Origin of the sequence: Bacillus licheniformis DSM 13 = ATCC 14580 (assembly GCF_000011645.1) — a bacterium.
GTDB classification, from domain to species: domain Bacteria; phylum Bacillota; class Bacilli; order Bacillales; family Bacillaceae; genus Bacillus; species Bacillus licheniformis.
In genome coordinates this window covers 2,480,942-2,499,279 of the sequence record NC_006270.3, presented here as the reverse complement: position 1 = coordinate 2,499,279, position 18,338 = coordinate 2,480,942, and the positions used below count along the sequence as shown (strand labels likewise).

Annotated in this window: 18 protein-coding genes and 2 pseudogenes; 16 read left to right on the top strand and 4 right to left on the bottom strand. The window is 47.4% G+C overall.

Annotated elements, in window-relative coordinates; all coding sequences use genetic code 11:
• The first annotated feature begins 4 nt into the window (after positions 1–4).
• Complete coding sequence (locus tag TRNA_RS34275; RefSeq protein WP_003183330.1) at positions 5–1,285, top strand: dihydrolipoamide acetyltransferase family protein; 1,281 nt, start codon at positions 5–7, stop codon at positions 1,283–1,285.
• A gap of 20 nt (positions 1,286–1,305) precedes the next feature.
• Here TRNA_RS34275 and TRNA_RS34270 read toward each other — a convergent pair whose 3' ends face one another.
• Positions 1,306–2,208 carry a YegS/Rv2252/BmrU family lipid kinase gene (locus TRNA_RS34270; RefSeq protein ID WP_011198106.1) on the bottom strand — a complete coding sequence of 301 codons (903 nt, stop codon included), beginning with the start codon at positions 2,206–2,208 and terminating at the stop codon, positions 1,306–1,308.
• Between the two features lie 181 nt (positions 2,209–2,389).
• On the opposite strand from TRNA_RS34270, the gene TRNA_RS34265 reads away from it, so the two are divergent.
• The 6 genes and pseudogenes from TRNA_RS34265 (at position 2,390) to TRNA_RS34245 (ending at position 6,317) form a co-directional block, all read left to right on the top strand.
• Positions 2,390–2,827: a BrxA/BrxB family bacilliredoxin gene (locus TRNA_RS34265; RefSeq protein ID WP_003183325.1), complete on the top strand. Its 438-nt coding sequence runs from the start codon at positions 2,390–2,392 to the stop codon at positions 2,825–2,827.
• On the top strand, positions 2,827–3,000 hold the full coding sequence (locus TRNA_RS43900; protein WP_017473919.1) for a hypothetical protein: 174 nt from the start codon (positions 2,827–2,829) through the stop codon (positions 2,998–3,000). The genes TRNA_RS34265 and TRNA_RS43900 overlap by 1 nt, the downstream gene beginning before the upstream one ends.
• A gap of 50 nt (positions 3,001–3,050) precedes the next feature.
• Positions 3,051–3,819, top strand: a pseudogene (locus tag TRNA_RS34260) (transporter substrate-binding domain-containing protein).
• Positions 3,820–3,907: 88 nt separating this feature from the next.
• Entirely contained in the window at positions 3,908–4,570 is a 663-nt protein-coding gene (locus TRNA_RS34255; RefSeq protein ID WP_003183320.1) for an amino acid ABC transporter permease, read from the top strand.
• Entirely contained in the window at positions 4,563–5,285 is a 723-nt protein-coding gene (locus tag TRNA_RS34250) for an amino acid ABC transporter ATP-binding protein (RefSeq protein WP_003183318.1), read from the top strand. The genes TRNA_RS34255 and TRNA_RS34250 overlap by 8 nt, the downstream gene beginning before the upstream one ends.
• A 72-nt stretch (positions 5,286–5,357) precedes the next feature.
• On the top strand, positions 5,358–6,317 hold the full coding sequence (locus tag TRNA_RS34245) for an aromatic acid exporter family protein (RefSeq protein ID WP_011198105.1): 960 nt from the start codon (positions 5,358–5,360) through the stop codon (positions 6,315–6,317).
• A gap of 141 nt (positions 6,318–6,458) precedes the next feature.
• Here the strand turns inward: TRNA_RS34245 and prli42 are convergent, their stop codons facing one another.
• Positions 6,459–6,560, bottom strand: coding sequence for a stressosome-associated protein Prli42 (prli42, locus tag TRNA_RS43720; protein ID WP_016885946.1), 102 nt, complete (start codon positions 6,558–6,560; stop codon positions 6,459–6,461).
• Between the two features lie 91 nt (positions 6,561–6,651).
• Between prli42 and TRNA_RS34240 the strand changes: the two genes are divergently transcribed.
• Entirely contained in the window at positions 6,652–8,181 is a 1,530-nt protein-coding gene (locus tag TRNA_RS34240; RefSeq protein WP_011198104.1) for an acyl-CoA carboxylase subunit beta, read from the top strand.
• 20 nt (positions 8,182–8,201) lie between these two features.
• On the top strand, positions 8,202–9,320 hold the full coding sequence (locus TRNA_RS34235) for a tripeptidase T (RefSeq protein ID WP_003183307.1): 1,119 nt from the start codon (positions 8,202–8,204) through the stop codon (positions 9,318–9,320).
• Positions 9,321–9,480: 160 nt separating this feature from the next.
• Here TRNA_RS34235 and TRNA_RS34230 read toward each other — a convergent pair whose 3' ends face one another.
• Both TRNA_RS34230 and TRNA_RS34225 read right to left on the bottom strand, forming a co-directional pair.
• A complete protein-coding gene (locus TRNA_RS34230; RefSeq protein WP_003183305.1) occupies positions 9,481–10,305 on the bottom strand; it encodes a membrane protein insertase YidC in 825 nt (274 codons plus the stop codon).
• 48 nt (positions 10,306–10,353) lie between these two features.
• Positions 10,354–10,641: a hypothetical protein gene (locus tag TRNA_RS34225; protein ID WP_003183303.1), complete on the bottom strand. Its 288-nt coding sequence runs from the start codon at positions 10,639–10,641 to the stop codon at positions 10,354–10,356.
• 80 nt (positions 10,642–10,721) lie between these two features.
• Between TRNA_RS34225 and TRNA_RS34220 the strand changes: the two genes are divergently transcribed.
• The 7 genes and pseudogenes from TRNA_RS34220 to celB all read left to right on the top strand — a co-directional run bounded on the left by TRNA_RS34220 (position 10,722) and on the right by celB (position 18,329).
• The gene (locus TRNA_RS34220) at positions 10,722–11,978 is read left to right on the top strand and encodes a DNA polymerase IV (RefSeq protein WP_003183301.1); all 1,257 of its coding nucleotides are present in this window, start codon (positions 10,722–10,724) and stop codon (positions 11,976–11,978) included.
• An 86-nt stretch (positions 11,979–12,064) separates the two neighbouring features.
• Positions 12,065–13,474 (top strand): NADP-dependent phosphogluconate dehydrogenase, encoded by a 1,410-nt coding sequence (gene gndA, locus TRNA_RS34215; protein WP_003183299.1) that lies wholly within the window; start codon positions 12,065–12,067, stop codon positions 13,472–13,474.
• A 117-nt stretch (positions 13,475–13,591) separates the two neighbouring features.
• A complete protein-coding gene (locus tag TRNA_RS34210) occupies positions 13,592–14,377 on the top strand; it encodes a glucose-1-dehydrogenase (protein ID WP_011198102.1) in 786 nt (261 codons plus the stop codon).
• 138 nt (positions 14,378–14,515) lie between these two features.
• Positions 14,516–16,177, top strand: a complete 1,662-nt coding sequence (locus TRNA_RS34205; protein ID WP_011198101.1) for an alkaline phosphatase — start codon at positions 14,516–14,518, stop codon at positions 16,175–16,177.
• A gap of 150 nt (positions 16,178–16,327) precedes the next feature.
• Positions 16,328–16,636 carry a PTS sugar transporter subunit IIB gene (locus tag TRNA_RS34200; RefSeq protein WP_003183291.1) on the top strand — a complete coding sequence of 103 codons (309 nt, stop codon included), beginning with the start codon at positions 16,328–16,330 and terminating at the stop codon, positions 16,634–16,636.
• Between the two features lie 5 nt (positions 16,637–16,641).
• Complete coding sequence (locus TRNA_RS34195; protein WP_011198100.1) at positions 16,642–16,974, top strand: PTS lactose/cellobiose transporter subunit IIA; 333 nt, start codon at positions 16,642–16,644, stop codon at positions 16,972–16,974.
• Between the two features lie 39 nt (positions 16,975–17,013).
• A pseudogene (gene celB / locus TRNA_RS34190) lies at positions 17,014–18,329 on the top strand (PTS cellobiose transporter subunit IIC).
• Positions 18,330–18,338 lie beyond the last annotated feature (9 nt).

Sequence of the window (18,338 nt, the reverse complement as noted above, 5' to 3'; positions counted from 1 at the left end):
TCGTATGGCAGTGGAACAAATGACAATGCCGCAGCTCGGGGAGAGCGTGACTGAGGGAACCATCAGCAAATGGCTCGTCAGCGTCGGAGATCACGTCAACAAATATGATCCGATTGCTGAAGTGATGACGGATAAGGTCAATGCTGAAGTCCCTTCATCGTTCACGGGAACGATTGCCGAGCTAGTCGGGAAGGAAGGCGAAACTCTGCAAGTCGGAGACGTCATCTGCAAAGTCGAAACAAATGAAGAAGCGAAACCGGAGGCTGAGGCTGTTTCCAAGCCAGATCAAGAGGAAGCGGAGCCGGCCAAACCGGAGGCGAAAGATACATCTCAGAAAAAACGTTATTCCCCGGCGGTGCTGAGACTTGCCGGAGAGCACAACATCGATTTGGAGCAGGTGGAAGGTACAGGCGCCGGCGGACGGATCACAAGAAAAGACATCCAGCGCATCATTGCTTCCGGAGCTGTTCCTCAAACTGATGCAGCGCCGGAAAAACAGCCGGGTGCAAATGCCGCGGGAGCGATTGAACCTGATCAAAAACCGGCGCAAGCCGCACCTCAAGCTGCACCGCCTCAAAGTGCGGCCGGAGACGTTGAGATTCCTGTAACTGGAATCCGCAATGCGATTGCGACCAACATGGTCAGAAGCAAGCATGAAATCCCTCATGCCTGGACGATGATGGAAGTGGATGTCACAGGTCTTGTGAGCTACCGCAACAAAATAAAAAACGAATTCAAGAAAAAAGAAGGCTTCAGCCTGACCTTTTTCGCGTTTTTTGTCAAAGCAGTCGCACAGGCGCTGAAGGAATTCCCGCAAATGAACAGCATGTGGGCCGGAGATAAAATCATTCAGAAAAAAGACATCAACATCTCAATTGCAGTAGCGACTGAAGATGCGTTATATGTTCCTGTCATCAAGCATGCCGATGAAAAAACGATTAAAGGCATCGCAAGGGAAATCTCCGAACTGGCTCATAAGGTCAGAAGCGGCAAGCTGACCAGCGGGGATATGAGCGGAGGTACGTTTACGGTCAATAATACCGGTTCGTTTGGATCGGTTCAGTCGATGGGGATCATCAACCATCCGCAGGCTGCCATCCTGCAGGTTGAATCGATCGTCAAGCGTCCCGTCGTCATGGAGCACGGCATGATCGCGGTCAGGGATATGGTGAACCTATGCTTATCCCTCGATCACAGAGTGCTTGACGGCCTCATTTGCGGCAGATTCCTTGCCCGTGTGAAAGAGATTCTTGAACAGATCGATGATCATACGTCCATCTATTAAAAAAGCCGGCCCGTTTAGGGTCAGCTTTTTTCTTTTTCTAAGGGGGTGAGCATGCGGAGGTGCCCGTTTAGCACCTCGATTGAAGCCGGCGTTTTTGTGCAGATTTCGCCGTCTGTATCGGCTTCCATGGGAAGGGCGGTTTCAATTCGAACGGTTTGCCCCTGATAATAGGATAGCTCGCCTTTAAAGGAATCCCATTCGGGATCATCCATTGCAAAAAGCTCTTTCAATGCAGCCAGATTCGTATTCCGGCAGACGAGAATGTCCGCTTTTCCGTCGTTGATGCTCAGCTGCGGAAGGGGGATCTTGTTCGTTCCGATAAAGGGGCCGTTCAGCACGACGACCATGACCGCTTCGTCAGCAAACTCTTCTCCGTCGATCGACAGACGAAAAGAGAAGGGCTCAAGATTGGAGATTGTCCGCAGTGCGCTTGTAAAATAACTGATTCTCCCGAGCAGCGCTTTTTCCGTTTGATTGATATGGCTGGAAGCTTCCGTGATCAATCCGATGCCCCAAAAGTTGAGACAATAATGATCATTCGCTTTTAAAACATCGACCGGGACGGGACTTCCATTGGCGAGCGCTTCCGCCGCTTTCTCTATGTTCTGGGGAATGCGGAGCGCCCTCGAAAAGTCGTTGCATGTACCGCCAGGGAGGATGCCGATATCTGGCTTGGTTTGAAGCTGGCTAATCCCGTTAATGCATTCATGCACCGTCCCGTCACCGCCTAAGATAAACAACTGCCCGATATCCTCCCCGATCTCCAGGCAAAATTCGAACGCATCGCGCTTTTTTCTCGTCGGTTTCACGATGAGTTCGTCTATAGCTTGTGAAAGAATCGGTACGGCAGCACCGAGTGTTTTTTCAACATTTTTTTGCCCTGCATTCCCGTTGTAAATCAGCATTGCTTTCTTTCGGTTCATAAAGTACTCCTTTGTTTATAGGGTCTTTACTTATTTTTCCCCGGGCTGCCCGTTCCGTAAACCTGAAGGAACACGAATCGCCTGATTTGCGGTCCGGGCGGTTTCAAAGTATCATTAGAACAGATGAGCAAACAGCGGCTTTAGCATCATGCTATAAGCGCTAAAAAGGAGAGATCTTAAAGTGAACATGGATTTTAATCTGTTTATGAACGATGTCGTACGCCAGGCCAGACAAGAAATAACGGCTGCCGGCTACACCGAATTGAAAACGCCTGAAGAGGTCGATGAAGCGCTCACGAAAAAAGGCACTACGCTTGTCATGGTCAACTCCGTCTGCGGCTGTGCAGGGGGGATTGCAAGACCTGCCGCGCACCATGCGGTTCATTACGATAAGCGCCCTGATCATCTCGTCACCGTTTTTGCCGGACAAGACAAAGAAGCGACGGCAAGAGCAAGAGAATATTTTGAAGGATATCCGCCTTCTTCTCCGTCATTCGCCCTTTTGAAAGACGGCAAGATTTTAAAAATGGTGGAGCGCCATGAAATTGAAGGCTATGAGCCGATGGCTGTCATCACCAAGCTTCAAGGACTGTTTGAAGAATACTGTGAAGAAGTATAATGGAAAAACTGCCTGCCAAAACAGATGGCAGGCTTTTTTTGTGTATAAAAATGCTTTTTGTATGCAATCAGAAAGATAAAGGCACAGGCGTTCAATTGGTATTTAAAGGCTTATTTAAAGGTTTTTTAGTTATTTTTCAAAATGGTATTGCATCCGCCTCGGAAAATGTTTAAAATACATAACAACGAATAAATATTCAAACAGGTTCAGGGGGATACACAACATGAAAAAATGGATGTTACTGGTAGTGACAGCATGTGTCACATTTGCATTGACTGCTTGCGGGACGAGCAGCAGCTCTGATGATAAAAAAACATTGGTGATGGGAACTTCTGCCGATTACCCGCCTTTTGAATCGAAAGACGGGGATAAGATTGTCGGTTTTGATGTTGATCTGGCCGAAGCACTGGCTGAAAAGACGGGCCATGAAATCGAAGTGAAAGACATGGACTTCAACGGCTTGGTGACCGCTCTTAAAACAAACAAAGTCGACATTGTGCTTTCAGGAATGACGCCGACGCCTAAACGCAAAAAACAGGTCGATTTTTCAAATGTCTACTATACGGCTCACAACATGATCGTTACAAAAAAATCAAGCGGCATCAAATCGCTTGACGATCTGAAAGGAAAAACGGTCGGCGTACAGCTTGGCTCCATCCAGGAAGAAAAAGCAAAGGAGCTCACGCCGGATTACGATTTAAAAGTTGAAAACCGCAACCGCATTTCGGATTTAACTGAAGAAATCAAAGCGGGCCACCTTTGACGCTGCAATCATTGAAGATATCGTTGCCGAAAAATATATTAATAAAAATGAAGAACTGGTTGGCTACAATCTGCCGAAAGAACCGGATGAAAAAGCCGGCTCCGCGATCGCCTTTAAAAAGGGAAGCGATTTGACCGAGAAGTTCAACAAAGCGCTTGAAGAAATGGAGAAAAGCGGAGAACTTGATAAACTGAAAGAAAAATGGTTCGGCGGAGAAACAAAAAAGTAAGCGTAAAAAGTTCAACTTTTTGTTGAACTTTTTTTTTCTAAAGCGATGTACGCCTCTTTGATCATGAGGCGGGAGAGGGAGAGTCATCATGAATTTTCTTGATTTTTCTAGTACAGTACCCGAAATGCCTTTCATCCTGGAAGGCTTGGGCGTTACCTTAAAAGTGGTCGCGGCTGCGGCCGTGCTTGGATTTTTGCTGGGGGTTTTGATTACGCTTTTAAAAATCAGTTCGATCAAGCCCCTCGCATGGATTGCAGACTTTTACACTTCCATATTCCGGGGGACACCGCTCGTTCTGCAGCTGATGATCGTCTATTACGGACTGCCTCAGGTGCTGGGCTTTGATATTGATGCTTATTGGGCGGCCGTCATCGCATTCGGCTTAAATTCCGCTGCTTATGTATCAGAAATCATCAGAGCAGGAATCAATGCGATCGACAAAGGGCAAAAAGAGGCGGCGATGGCTCTGGGCGTCCCGTATGCAAAGATGATGAAGGATCTCTTGCTGCCGCAGGCCTTTAAAAATATCATGCCCGCGCTGATCAACGAATCGATTACACTGACAAAGGAATCGGCTGTTGTCACCGTCATCGGACTCGGCGATATAATGAGGCGAAGCTATCAGGCGGGAGCTGCGATCTACAGCCCGCTTGAGCCGATGCTGTTTGCAGGCCTCATCTACTATGTGCTCGTTTTGATCCTGACGTTTGTCGGCAAAGCGATTGAAAGGAAGCTGAATGTCAATGATTAATGTTCGCAATCTCTCAAAATCTTTCGGAAAGCACGAGGTGCTTAAACATATTTCCGTTTCCTTTGAAAAAGGCGAAGTAGCCGCAGTCATCGGCCCGTCGGGATCAGGCAAGTCCACGTTTCTGCGTTGCTTAAACCTGCTCGAAAAGCCGACGGAGGGCAGCATTTTCATTCAGGATCAAGAGATTACAAGCCCGAAAACAAATGTGCTGAAAATCAGAGAGAACATCGGCATGGTCTTTCAGCATTTTCACTTGTTTCCGCATAAAACGGTTCTTGAAAATATTACGTATGCACCTGTCCATGTCAAAAAAGAAAGCAAACAGGCGGCTGTGAAAAAAGCGGAAGAACTGCTTGAGAAAGTGGGGCTTCTCGATAAAAAAGATGATTATCCGAACCGTTTATCAGGGGGACAAAAGCAGCGCGTCGCGATTGCGAGGGCGCTGGCGATGAATCCGGATATCATGCTGTTTGACGAACCGACATCAGCTCTTGATCCCGAGATGGTCAAAGAAGTGCTCCAAGTGATGCAGGATTTGGCGAAAACCGGGATGACGATGGTGATCGTGACGCATGAAATGGGATTTGCCAAAGAAGTCGCCGACAGAGTGCTTTTCATGGATGAAGGAACCATTGTAGAAGACGACGATCCTAAAGCGTTTTTTTCTTCTCCAAAATCGAAAAGAGCTCAAGACTTTTTAGAGAAAATACTATAAAATAAGCTGAAGAAGATGCTGATCTTCTTCTTTTTTATTCACTAAGACTAGCAGAAAAGATTGGGGTTAACGATGTTTAAAATAGGTTATCGCACATTAAAAACAGCGCTTGGAACAGCATCGGCCATCTATATCGCACAGCTGCTCGGCCTCCATAATTTTGTGTCGACAGGGATCATCACGATCCTCTGTATTCAAGTGACGAAAAAACGGTCCCTTCAGGCATCATGGGCACGGTTTGCAGCATGCATTCTTGCGATCGTCTTTTCATACGCATTTTTTGAGCTGATCGGCTATCATCCTGCTGTCATCGGTCTGATGCTGCTGTTCTTTATTCCGACAACCGTTCTTCTGAAAATAAAAGAAGGAATCGTCACAAGTTCGGTCATCATTCTTCACCTTTATATGTCGGAAGGGATCACCCTTTCTCTCGTTTGGAACGAATTCCTTATCATCATTACGGGAATCGGCGTAGCCCTGCTGATGAATCTGTACATGCCGAGCCTCGATAAAGAGCTCAAACAGTATCAGCAGAAAATAGAAGATAACTTTGCCAAGATTTTTGAAGAAATCGAACGGTATTTGCTGACCGGGGAGCAGGATTGGACGGGAAAAGAGATTCCTGAGACGCACCGTTTGATCAATGAAGCGAAGACCCTGGCATACCGCGATGTGGAAAATCATTTTCTCAGGCACGAAAACCTCTATTATCACTACTTTAAAATGAGAGAAAAGCAATTTGAAATTATCGAAAGGGTTCTGCCGAAAATCACGTCGATTTCGATGACGGTTGAACAGGGGCAGATGATCGCGGCGTTTCTCCATGATTTAAGAGGAGCCATCCATCCCGGAAATACGGCTCATAAATTTTTGAAGCGGCTCGTGAAAATGAGAGAGGAAATCGAAGAGATGGAGCTGCCGACGACACGAGAAGAATTTGAAGCGCGCGCTGCTCTTTTCATTTTTCTCGGCGAAATGGAACAGTATCTTGTGATTAAGAGTTACTTTAAAGGTATTAAATCTCCTGCATAACCGCATGAGTTTCTCCTTCATTGGTCAATCTAATGAAACAGGGAGAAGCTTGTGCGGTTTTTTCTATTCTTCCCGGAAGCCTGAGCCCGAAAAAAGCAGGCGTTTCTCCGAAAAAAGAATCGCCTGCTTTCATGATCTGTATTAAAAAATCATGCTGATTCCGGTAAGCAGAGTGGTCAGCACCATGACGCCGATCATTAAAATAACCATGAACTTGATGAATTTTCGAGACAAGCTTTTCACCTCTGTTTTTTAATCTCCCATTATTTTATACTGCTTTTTTTCATCGGACAAGTTTCGTTCTTGGAATCAAATAGAGAAGGGGCAGAACGTGATGAATATGTTTGAAAGAGTCGACGATTTAAACAACAGCCGCCAAAAAGCTTCGCTCGGAGGCGGCCAGGAACGGATCGACAGGCAGAAGCAAAAAGGCAAGCTCACCGCCAGAGAACGAATTGATCTTCTGCTTGATGAGGGGACGTTCACTGAACTGAATGCCTTTGCCAGAAGCCGGCAGTCCGGCGGCCCGTTAGGCGACGGGGTTGTCACGGGATTCGGAAAGATCGACGGGCGGCCCGTTTATCTATTTTCCCAGGATTTTACCGTCACCGGCGGAGCGCTCGGAGAAATGCACGCCAAAAAAATAGCGGCCGTCATGGATCTTGCCCTCAAAAATAAGGCGCCGTTCATCGGTCTGAACGACTCAGGTGGTGCGAGAATTCAAGAGGGTGTGCTATCATTAGATGGATACGGTCATATTTTTTACCGAAATGTCCTTTGCTCAGGCATCATTCCGCAAATCTCTGTCATTCTCGGCCCTTGTGCGGGCGGCGCGGTTTATTCCCCCGCTTTGACCGACTTCGTTTTCATGAGCGAAAAAACCGGACAGATGTTTATTACCGGTCCGAAAGTCATCAAAACGGCGACAGGCGAGGCTGTCAGCTCCGGTGAATTGGGGGGCGCCTATATACATAATTCAATCAGCGGGAATGCCCATTTTTCCGGGGATTCCGATGAGGCCGTCCTCCATGAGGTGCGCAAGCTCTTGTCCTACATCCTCCAGAATCACGAAGAAAAGCCTCCCGCCAAGGCGAGAAAGGCGAAAGATCATGAGATAAGGCCTGCTTTAATGACGATCCTGCCTGAAGACGGTCAGCGTCCGTATGACGTCAAACAGATCATCGCGGAAATCGCAGACGGCGGAACATTTTTTGAAGTGCAGTGCCATTTTGCCAAAAACGCGGTGATCGGTTTTGCAAGGATAGCGGGGGAAACGGCGGCGGTCGTGGCCAACCAGCCGAAGTATTTAGCCGGAAGCCTCAGCATGGATGCGGCTGACAAAATCGCCCGGTTTATCCGTTTTTGCGATTCCTTTCAGATCCCGATTTTGACTTTGGTTGATTGTCCCGGTTTTCTTCCGGGAATACGCGAAGAGCACGGCGGGGTGATCAGGCACGGCGCCAAAATCCTTTACGCGTATGCGGAAGCCACTGTCAGCAAGGTGACGGTCATTTTAAGAAAAGCATACGGCGGAGCATATGTCGCTTTAAACAGCAAGGCGCTTGGAGCGGATGCCGTGTTTGCGTGGCCGAATGCAGAAATTGCAGTGATGGGCGCCTCGGAAGCTGCAGACGTGCTGTTTGCGAAGGAAATCGAACGGTCAGACGACCCGCGGGCCGCCCGGGAGGAAAAAATCCGGAAGTGCATGCAGGCTTCAAGCCCTTTTACCGCTGCAAGATACGGCATGGTTGACGATATCATCGATCCGAAAGAGACGCGGAAGAAGCTGATCCAAACGTTTGACATGCTGAAGAGCAAAAAAGAAATCCGGCTGGACAAAAAGCATGGAAATATACCGCTTTAAAAAATGGAGGGGAAACTAGTATGAATAAAAAACGCTTGTTAGAAGAGTTTTTAGAACTTGTGCAAATTGATTCCGAGACAAAACATGAAGCTGAAATCTGCAAGGTGCTGAAAGAAAAATTTGCGGCGCTTGGAATGGATGTCGTGGAAGATGACACAAAGCCAAAAACCGGGCACGGAGCAGGCAACCTCGTGTGCACGCTTCCGGGAACGAAAGAAGCGGACACGATTTACTTTACATCCCACATGGATACGGTCGTACCCGGAAAAGGCGTAAAGCCGGTCATTGAAGACGGATATGTCAAAACAGACGGCACAACAATTTTGGGAGCCGACGACAAAACAGGCCTTGCAGCGATGCTAGAAGCCGTAAAAGTGCTGAAAGAAAAAAACATTCCGCACGGAACGATCCAATTTATCATTACGGTCGGTGAAGAATCGGGGCTTGTCGGAGCGAAGGCTCTAGACCGTTCGCTGATCAAAGCCGATTACGGATATGCGCTTGATTCCGACGGGAAGGTCGGCAATATTATCGTGGCAGCGCCGACACAGGCGAAAATTAGAGCAACTGTCTATGGAAAAACGGCTCATGCCGGTGTAGAGCCGGAAAAAGGAGTCTCAGCGATCACGATCGCTTCAAAAGCGATTGCCAAAATGCCGCTTGGCCGCATCGACGAGGAAACGACGGCTAACATCGGCCGCTTTGAGGGCGGAACGCAAACCAATATCGTCTGCGATCAAGTCGACATTCTTGCTGAAGCCCGTTCGCTTGTTCCGGAAAAAATGGAAAAGCAGACGGAAAAAATGAAGCAGGCGTTTGAATCGGCAGCCGCCGAAATGGGGGGCAGAGCCGAGGTGGAAATCGAAGTCATGTACCCGGGCTTTAAATACAAAGACGGTGATCTTGTCGTTGAAATTGCCAAAAAAGCCGCCGGGAAAATCGGCCGTCCGTACGAGCTGTTGACGAGCGGCGGAGGAAGCGATGCGAACGTCATCGCAGGCCACGGCATTCCGACTGTCAACCTTGCAGTCGGATATGAACAGATCCATACGAAAAACGAAAAAATGCCGATTGAGGAACTTGTCAAAACTGCAGAAATGGTCGTTGCCATTATTGAGGAAGTAGCGAATCGTTCATAAAGGCGGGGTTTTACAGGGGAAGTTGCCGTTCGTTTCAGCTCTTAGAGCGGCGTTCTCGAACAAAAGAGCCGTCTCATTATTCTCATCAGCCCTTTAGTCGCGATCGAGAAGATTAAAGGGAAACGCAAAAAAGCTTGCGCCTTTAAAGGCGCAAGCTTTTTTATTTTGTAGCCGATTCAGCAGGCTGAATGGCTTTTTTGTTTTTTTGGTAAACTTGATGAAGAACGACCGATTGAATCGTCAGAAGCAGTCCGCTTGTCAGCCAGTACAGCGGCAGGGCTGCAGGGACATTGATCGAAAAGATCGTCATCATTACAGGGAAAAAGAAGCCCATGATTTTGGCGGACTGCTGAGCCGCCGGATTTGATTGGGCGTTCTGTGCGTTCAGCTTTTGAGACACATAGAACTGGATAAAATACATGAACCCGGCGCTTAAAGATACGATAATATCAGAATGCCCGAGGTTAAACCAGAGAAAAGAGTGCGAAGCAATTTCAGGCGTCGAGCGGATCGCATAATAGAAACCGATCAGAATCGGAAACTGAATCAGCATCGGCAGACAGCCCATCGCCAGCGGATTGATGTTGTGCTTTTGGTAAAGCTGCATCATCTCCTGCTGGATTTCCCTCTGCTTCACGGGGTCTTTCGTCTTTTTTAACCTGCTTTGAATCGCATCCAGCTCAGGTTTGACAAGCGCCATTTTTTCCTGCATCGCCCGCTGCTTTTTATACTGGTTGGCAAACAGCGGAAAAACGAGAACCCGGACGATGATGGTCACAAAAATAATCGACAATCCGTAGTTTCCGTGGAAGATTCCGGCGATTCCCTTAATCAGCTCTGAAAAAGGCACCACGACATAATGGTGGAAGAAGTTGTCGCTTCCTCCGGTGCTGCCGGTGGCTGCCGAAGCTTGTTCACCTATAAACATAGTCATGATCAAAAACATTGCAGTCGCAAACAATTGCTTTAGTTTCGTGTTCAACACGTTCTCCTCCTTCTAAATAAGGGCCCGTATGCCGGACGCCCTTCACGTTTAAATTGAAAGAAGAAGGAAACGGTGGTCTTCATCGTCGTTCGATGAAGCTTTCATGCGAATGACTTTACTTATCCATACCGTAATGCGATGATATAGGATGATGAGAAAATCGACTGCAGAAACAAACTGTATTGCATGATATTCTTCAAACCGTTTCGTTTTCCAGCTGTCTCCCGTACTGCAATCCTTCAGGATCAGGGCGATACCGATCGCCGTCAGTGCGGGGAGGACGATTGTGAAAAACTCAATCAGAAAAAAAGCATCGTTGAAAGATTCAAGAATCATCTTTTATCACTTCCGTTTCATTTAACATCTTACTATATGAAAGCCGGGATGTCTAATCAGAGTGCCAGGAGGGAGCCGTTTTGTCTGCTGATAAACAAAAGGGGAGAGTCATCTTTCATATCGATATGAACAGCTTTTACGCGTCTGTTGAAATGGCGTATGACCCTTCGCTGAAAGGCAGGCCGCTAGCCATCGCGGGAAATGCGAAGGAGCGGAAAGGAATCGTCGTCACGTGCAGCTATGAGGCGAGAGCACGCGGCGTCAAACCGCCCATGCCGCTCTGGGAAGCGAAGCGGCTCTGTCCCGAGCTGATCGTCAAGCCGCCGAATTTCGACCGCTACAGAAGCTCTTCAAGAGAAATGTTTCAAGTGCTCAGGGAGTACACGGACCTTGTCGAGCCTGTTTCGATCGACGAAGGGTACATGGACTTAACGGATACGCCATACAGAAATCGGGCATGCGAAACGGCAAAGGAAATTCAGGAGCGCCTTCAAAAGGAACTGCTGCTTCCGTCAAGCATCGGGATCGCTCCGAATAAATTCCTGGCCAAAATGGCTTCGGATATGAAAAAGCCGCTCGGCATTACGATTTTGAGAAAGCGTGAAGTGCCCCGGATTCTTTGGCCCATGGACATCAGCGAGATGTACGGAGTCGGCCGGAAAACCGCCGAAAAGCTTAAGACGCTCGAGATCGAAAAGATCGGCGATTTGGCTGCCGCAGATGAGTATGCTTTAAAGCGCCTCCTCGGCATCAACGGCCCCCGTTTAAAAAGAAGGGCAAACGGCATCGACACAGGAGAAGTGAATCCCGACAGAATATACGAATTCAAAAGCGTCGGCAATTCCTCGACCCTCCCGCATGACAGCACAGATGAGAAAGAGCTGTTCGGACTGATTGACAAGCTTTCAATCTCAGTAAGCGACAGGCTGAAGCGAAAAGAGGTCATGGCAGCAAAAGTTTTCATCATGATCCGCTTTGCGGACTGGACGAACATAACAAGAAGCAAGACCCTTCTGAATCCGACCGATTCAAAAGACGAAATTGCGAAGGAATCGAAAGCCCTTTTCAGGCAGCATTGGCACGGAAGCCCTGTCAGGCTTTTGGGCGTGACGGGAACAGACCTCGTCAATCGAAAGGAAGCCGTCAAACAGCTTGATTTGTTTTCCTTTCATGAGGATGCCAAAGATGAGCCGATCCAAAAAGTGATGGCCGAACTGAATGAAAAATATGGAACAGACCTCATCAAAAAAGGGGTCAGGATTGTGAAAAAAGAAAGCAAAACGAGCGGAACAAGCTTTAACAAAGATTTTTTCCAAGACGAGAGACAAGATCAATAGCTTGAAAATGTAGGTCAAAGTGTGGTAATTTCAATTTAAATAAAAATTAAACTATAATGCTAAACGCTTTAGAAGGGACGTTAGACATGGCAAAACAACAAATAGGTGTAGTTGGTTTAGCAGTAATGGGAAAAAACTTGGCTTTAAACATTGAAAGCCGCGGGTTTTCAGTTTCTGTCTACAACAGATCAAGCGAGAAAACCGAAGAGTTTCTGAAAGAAGCCGAAGGCAAAAACGTTGTCGGTACATACAGCATTGAAGAGTTTGTTGAATCTCTTGAAAAACCGCGCAAAATTCTTTTAATGGTCAAAGCTGGAACACCGACAGACGCAACGATTCAATCGCTTCTGCCTCATCTTGAAAAAGGCGACATTTTGATTGACGGCGGAAATACATATTATAAAGATACGCAGAGAAGAAACAGGGAGCTGGCCGAAAGCGGCATTCACTTCATCGGCACCGGCGTTTCCGGCGGTGAAGAAGGCGCTCTGAAAGGGCCGTCTATCATGCCAGGCGGACAAAAGGAAGCCCATGAGCTTGTCAAGCCGATTCTTGAAGCTATTTCTGCCAAGGTGGACGGCGAACCGTGTACGACATACATCGGTCCTGACGGCGCCGGCCATTATGTAAAAATGGTTCATAACGGCATCGAATACGGCGATATGCAGCTGATCTCAGAATCCTACTTTATTTTGAAACACATTGTCGGTCTGTCATCAGATGAGCTTCACGAAGTCTTTTCCGAGTGGAATAAGGGAGAGCTTGACAGCTATCTGATCGAAATCACGGCTGATATTTTCACGAAAAAAGACGAGGAAACCGGCAAGCCGCTTGTTGACGTCATCCTCGATAAAGCAGGTCAAAAAGGCACAGGAAAATGGACAAGCCAAAGCGCTCTTGACCTGGGCGTTCCGCTTCCAATCATTACGGAATCTGTTTTCGCCCGCTTCATCTCTTCCATGAAAGAGGAGCGCGTCAAAGCGAGCAAGCTTCTGGCAGGACCTGAAGCGAAACCTGCCGCTGAGAACAAAGAAGAGCTGATCGAAGCGGTCAGAAAAGCGCTCTTCATGAGCAAAATCTGTTCTTACGCCCAAGGCTTTGCTCAAATGAAAGCCGCATCAGAAGAATACGGCTGGGATTTGAAATACGGCGATATCGCGATGATTTTCCGCGGAGGATGCATCATCCGCGCGGCGTTCCTGCAAAAAATCAAAGAAGCGTATGACCGCGATCCAGAGCTTGACAACCTGCTTCTTGACCCGTACTTCAAAAATATCGTTGAAAGCTATCAGGGAGCCCTCCGCAAAACGATTTCTCTTGCGGTTGAACAAGGAATTCCTGTACCTTGCTTCTCAAGCGCTCTCGCTTACTTTGACAGCTACCGCACTGCAACCCTGCCGGCCAACCTGATTCAGGCGCAGCGCGACTACTTTGGCGCCCATACGTATGAGCGTACAGATAAAGAAGGCATTTTCCACACTGAGTGGATGAAATAAGATGTAAAACCGCAAGCTGAAAAGCTTGCGGTTTTTTTGATTTTCGGAAGGATGCATGTTTAAGCGGTTGTGTGGAAACCTACTCAAAAGTGAGTTTCAATAAGGAGGAATCAACCCATGTATCCAAGTTTAGAGGGAAAAACGGTCGTTATCACAGGGGCGGGTACAGGCCTTGGAAAAGCGATGGCACTGCGCTTCGGTGCTGAAAAAGCCAATGTAGTGATCAATTATTTCAAGGAAGAAGAAAATCCTGAAGAGACGGTGGAGAAAATAGAAAGCAGCGGAGCGCGCGCGATTGCCGTTCAAGGAGATGTCTCAAAAGAAGATGATGTAAAAGCGCTGATCAGACAGGCTGTTGATTCATTCGGTTCCGTTGATGTGATGGTGAACAACGCAGGGGTGGAAAATGAAGTACCTTCTGAGGATTTGGCTCTAGAGGACTGGAACCGCGTCATATCAACCAATTTGACGGGGATGTTTCTAGGATGCCGGGAAGCGATCGGCTATATGCTCGACCATAATATTAAAGGCTCGGTCATCAATATGTCCAGCGTCCATCAGCAAATCCCGTGGCCGCATTTTGTCCATTATGCGGCAAGCAAGGGCGGGGCAAAACTGCTGACGGAAACCCTTGCCCTTGAATATGCCCCGAAAGGAATCCGGGTAAACGCGATCGGCCCCGGTGCAATCGATACGCCGATTAACGCCGAAAAATTCGCTGATCCCGAATTGAAAAAAGGCGTTATTGAATTGATTCCTATAGGGTATATCGGAAAGCCGGAGGAAGTCGCAGCCTGCGCGGCCTGGCTAGCATCCGAAGAAGCAAGCTATGTGACGGGCCTGACGCTGTATGTAGACGGCGGGATGACAAAATACCCGGGATTCCAAGCGGGAAAAGGGTGAAAAGAAGGCGGATGCCTTCTTTTCATCATAAGCCCATGAAAATTTACATAAGATTAATAGAAAGCAAAAGTGCTGTTTACATAGCAATGATAGTGTAGGTGTGTCAACAAAATGCAGTTATGGAGGGAGTACATAAGAATGGGTTTCTTACGCAACAGAATCGTCGGCATTACACTGGCAGGCGCAGTCGCTTTAGGATCGGCGGGAACAGGCAGTGCGGCAATGGAAACAGCGAAAAAAAAAGAAGAGCCGAAGGTCAAAAACGTGATCATGATGGTCATGGATGGGACAAGCTCTTCTGCAACAACTTTGGCACGCTGGTATAAAGGCGAACCGCTCGCAATGGACCAGATCGTCAGCGGCGGTGTCCGGACGTATTCGGCAGAATCGGCGATCACTGATTCTGCACCTGCAGCAACTGCGATGGCAACGGGACGAAAATCAAATTCTTCCTATATCGGTGTGCTGCCTTCAAAAGTGAATACACCAGGAGTCGAGAAGGTCCGTGAAAAAGATCATTACCGGCCTGTAGCAAACGTGCTGGAAGGCGCAAAACAGAAGGGGAAAGCAACCGGCATCATTGCAACATCTGAAATTCAGCATGCCACGCCTGCCGGCTATTCCGGCCATCATAAAGACCGCAATAATTTTGAAGTGCTCGGTGAACAGCAGGTTTATCAAAACATGGATGTTGTCCTTGGCGGAGGAAAAGAATCGCTTCAGCCGGGTACAAAGGATAAAAGCCGCAAAGACGGTGAAGACCTTGTAAAAGTGCTCAAAGATAAAAAGTACGATTTCGTTGAAACGAAAGATCAACTCCTCAAGTCAAAATCGAAAAAAATCTGGGGCGCCTTCTCACAGCGCGATCTCGCGTATGACATGGACCGCCGCGCAACGCATCCAGAGCAGCCGACTATTGCAGAGATGACGAAAAAATCGATTCAGACGCTTTCTAAAGACAAGGACGGTTTCTTTTTATTCGTGGAAGGAAGCAAGCCTGACTGGGCAGCGCATCAAAACGATCCGATCGGCATGATCAGCGATGTATTGGCGTTTGATAACGCGGTGAAAGAAGCGCTTGATTTCGCTAAAAAAGATAAACATACAATGGTTATTGCCGTCTCAGACCATGGCAACAGCGGCATCTCCATCGGCAACAGCAACACGACGAAAGGCTATGACACAACACCGGTATCAGCCTATGTCGATCCGCTGAAAAAAGCTAAAATGACGGTGGAAGGCGCAACTGGCAAATTAAAAGACGACTTATCGAATATCGAAGAAGCGGCGAAGCTTTACGGACTTGATGATTTAACGCCGGCAGAGAAGGAACAGCTGAAAAGCGTGAAAAACAAAAAAGAAGCGGCTTCATTATTTACCAAGCTGCTCAGCAACCGGGCCAACATCGGATTCACAACAGGCGGTCATACGGGTGAAGACGTCTTCCTGTATTCGTATGGTCCAGAAAAGCCGCAGGGTCTCGTCGAAAACACCGATATCGCCAAAACGATGGCAAAGGCAATGGGCTTCAACTTAGACAAATTAACAAACGAATTATTTATCGAAGCAAAACAGGCATTTAAAAAAGCCGGAGCCAGCGTAACGATCGATCAAAAAGATCCGGCTAACCCAGTTCTTGTCGCAGCGCGCAAAAAAGCAAAAGCCGAAATGCCTGTGAACAAAAACATTATCAGAATCAACGGGAAGGAATACGAACTAGACAGCGTGATTGTTGAAAGCAATGGATCCTTCTACGTGCCTAAAGAAGCAGTTCAGCTATTCAAAAAATACGCCAGATAATTTATTTGAAAACCCCTCTGGAAAGAAGAGGGGTTTTTTTATTGTTCAAAATAAATACATACATTTATTTTTAAATGTCTAGACATTTAAAAATAAAAAGATATAATAATAGTTGTGTGAAAGCGCTTTTAATAAAGGGAGGAGATCACCATGAAGAAAATTTTACTCGCATGCAGCTCTGGAATGTCGACAAGTCTCCTGGTTACCAAGATGCAGGAATACGCGCATTCAATCGGTGACGAGGCAAAAATTTGGGCGGTCGGACAGGACCAGGCGAAAAAAGAGATGGCAGAGGCGAACGTCGTTCTCATCGGCCCGCAAATGAGCTTTTTAAAAGGCGAGCTGCAGAAGGAAGCTGAACAGTACGGTATTAAGGTTGATGTGATTGATATGCTGGCTTACGGAATGGCTGATGGAAAGAAAGCTTATGAACAGGCGCTAAGCCTGATCGGGGATTGACGATAATGGAAAAATTAAAGCTCGATGAATTAACAGGCGAACAAATTTGCTTTCAGCTCATTCTTCACAGCGGAAACGCCCGCAGCAAGGTTATTCAGTCCATCAGGGAATACCGCGCCGGCAGCGTTCAGAAAGCAGAGGAGCTGCTACAACAGGCAGAAGACGATTTGCAGCAGTCCCACGATATTCATTTTCAAATGATCCAAAAAGAAGCGGGCGGGGGAAAAAATGAGTTCTCTTTGCTGCTCTTGCATGCCGAGGACCATTTGATGTCGACGCTCACGATGAAGGAACTCGTTTCTGAATTATTGGAATTGTTCAAAGAGAAAAGTCTATGATTCGCACTGCATGGCAAAATCGAAGGGGGATAAGAGACCATGTTTGAAAAATTGAGCAACCTCTTGGTGCCGATTGCCGGGAAGCTGAATAATAACCGGTATTTAGGCGTGCTGAGGGATGCATTTATGCTGGCTTTTCCGCTCACCATTTTCGGATCGATCATTGTCGTTTTAACCAATTTGCCGTTTCTCAATAAAATGATGAGCAAATCCGCGCTTGAAACGTTCCAGTCGGCTTTAAGCATAGCGCCGAGCGCAACGATCAGCATCATGTCCGTTTTCGTCGTATTCGGGATCGGGTATTATTTGTCCAAAACTTATGAAGTCGAAGCGGTTTTTGGAGGAGTCGTCGCTTTGGCATCGTTCCTTCTGCTGACTCCGTTTGTATTAAACGGCGAAGGAGGGGAAGTGATTCCGAACGTCATCCCGATTGACAGGCTCGGTGCGAAAGGGATGTTCCTCGGAATGATTACCGCCTTTACATCCGCTGAGATTTTCAGATTTTTTGTCCAGAAAAACTATACGATCAAAATGCCTGCCGGCGTTCCGCCTGCTGTAGCAAAATCTTTTGCCGCGCTGATTCCGGCGGTGATGACCTTGTCCGTCTACTTGGTGATCAATATCCTTGTAACCCAAGCGTTCAATACGAATATGCACGATTTAATTTACAACCTGGTGCAGGCTCCGCTTGTCGGTCTTGGAAGCGGTATCATTCCGACCTTGATTGCCATATTTTTCACTCAGCTGCTCTGGTTTTTCGGACTCCACGGACAAATTATCATCAACTCCGTTATGGATCCGATCTGGAATACGCTTTCGATCGAAAATTTGAATAGCTATACCGCAACAGGAGAAGTGCCGCATATTATCAATAAGCAGTTTATGGAAGTCTACACCGTCGGAATGGGCGGAACCGGCATGACCTTGGCGTGATTATTGCGATCCTGCTGTTTATGAGGAGCAAGCAGATGAAGCAGGTCGCAAAACTCGGAGCAGCCCCGGGAATTTTCAACGTAAATGAACCGATCATTTTCGGTCTGCCGATCGTCATGAACCCGCTCATTTTTATTCCGTGGGTCATCTCGCCGATGATCGTCACTTTGATTACGTATTTCGCGATGGCGTCCGGGCTTGTACCGCCGCCGACCGGGGTCACGATTCCTTGGACTGTGCCGATCTTTATCAGCGGAATGATGGCGACCAATTCGCTTGCCGGCGGCATTCTTCAGATTGTGAATTTAGCCGTTGTCTTTATGATCTGGTTCCCATTTTTGAAATTCATCGACCGGATGAATATGAAAAAAGAGCAGGAGATCAATGAAGCGGAACAAGAAAAGACAACACTAGGACTTTAAAAGGAGATT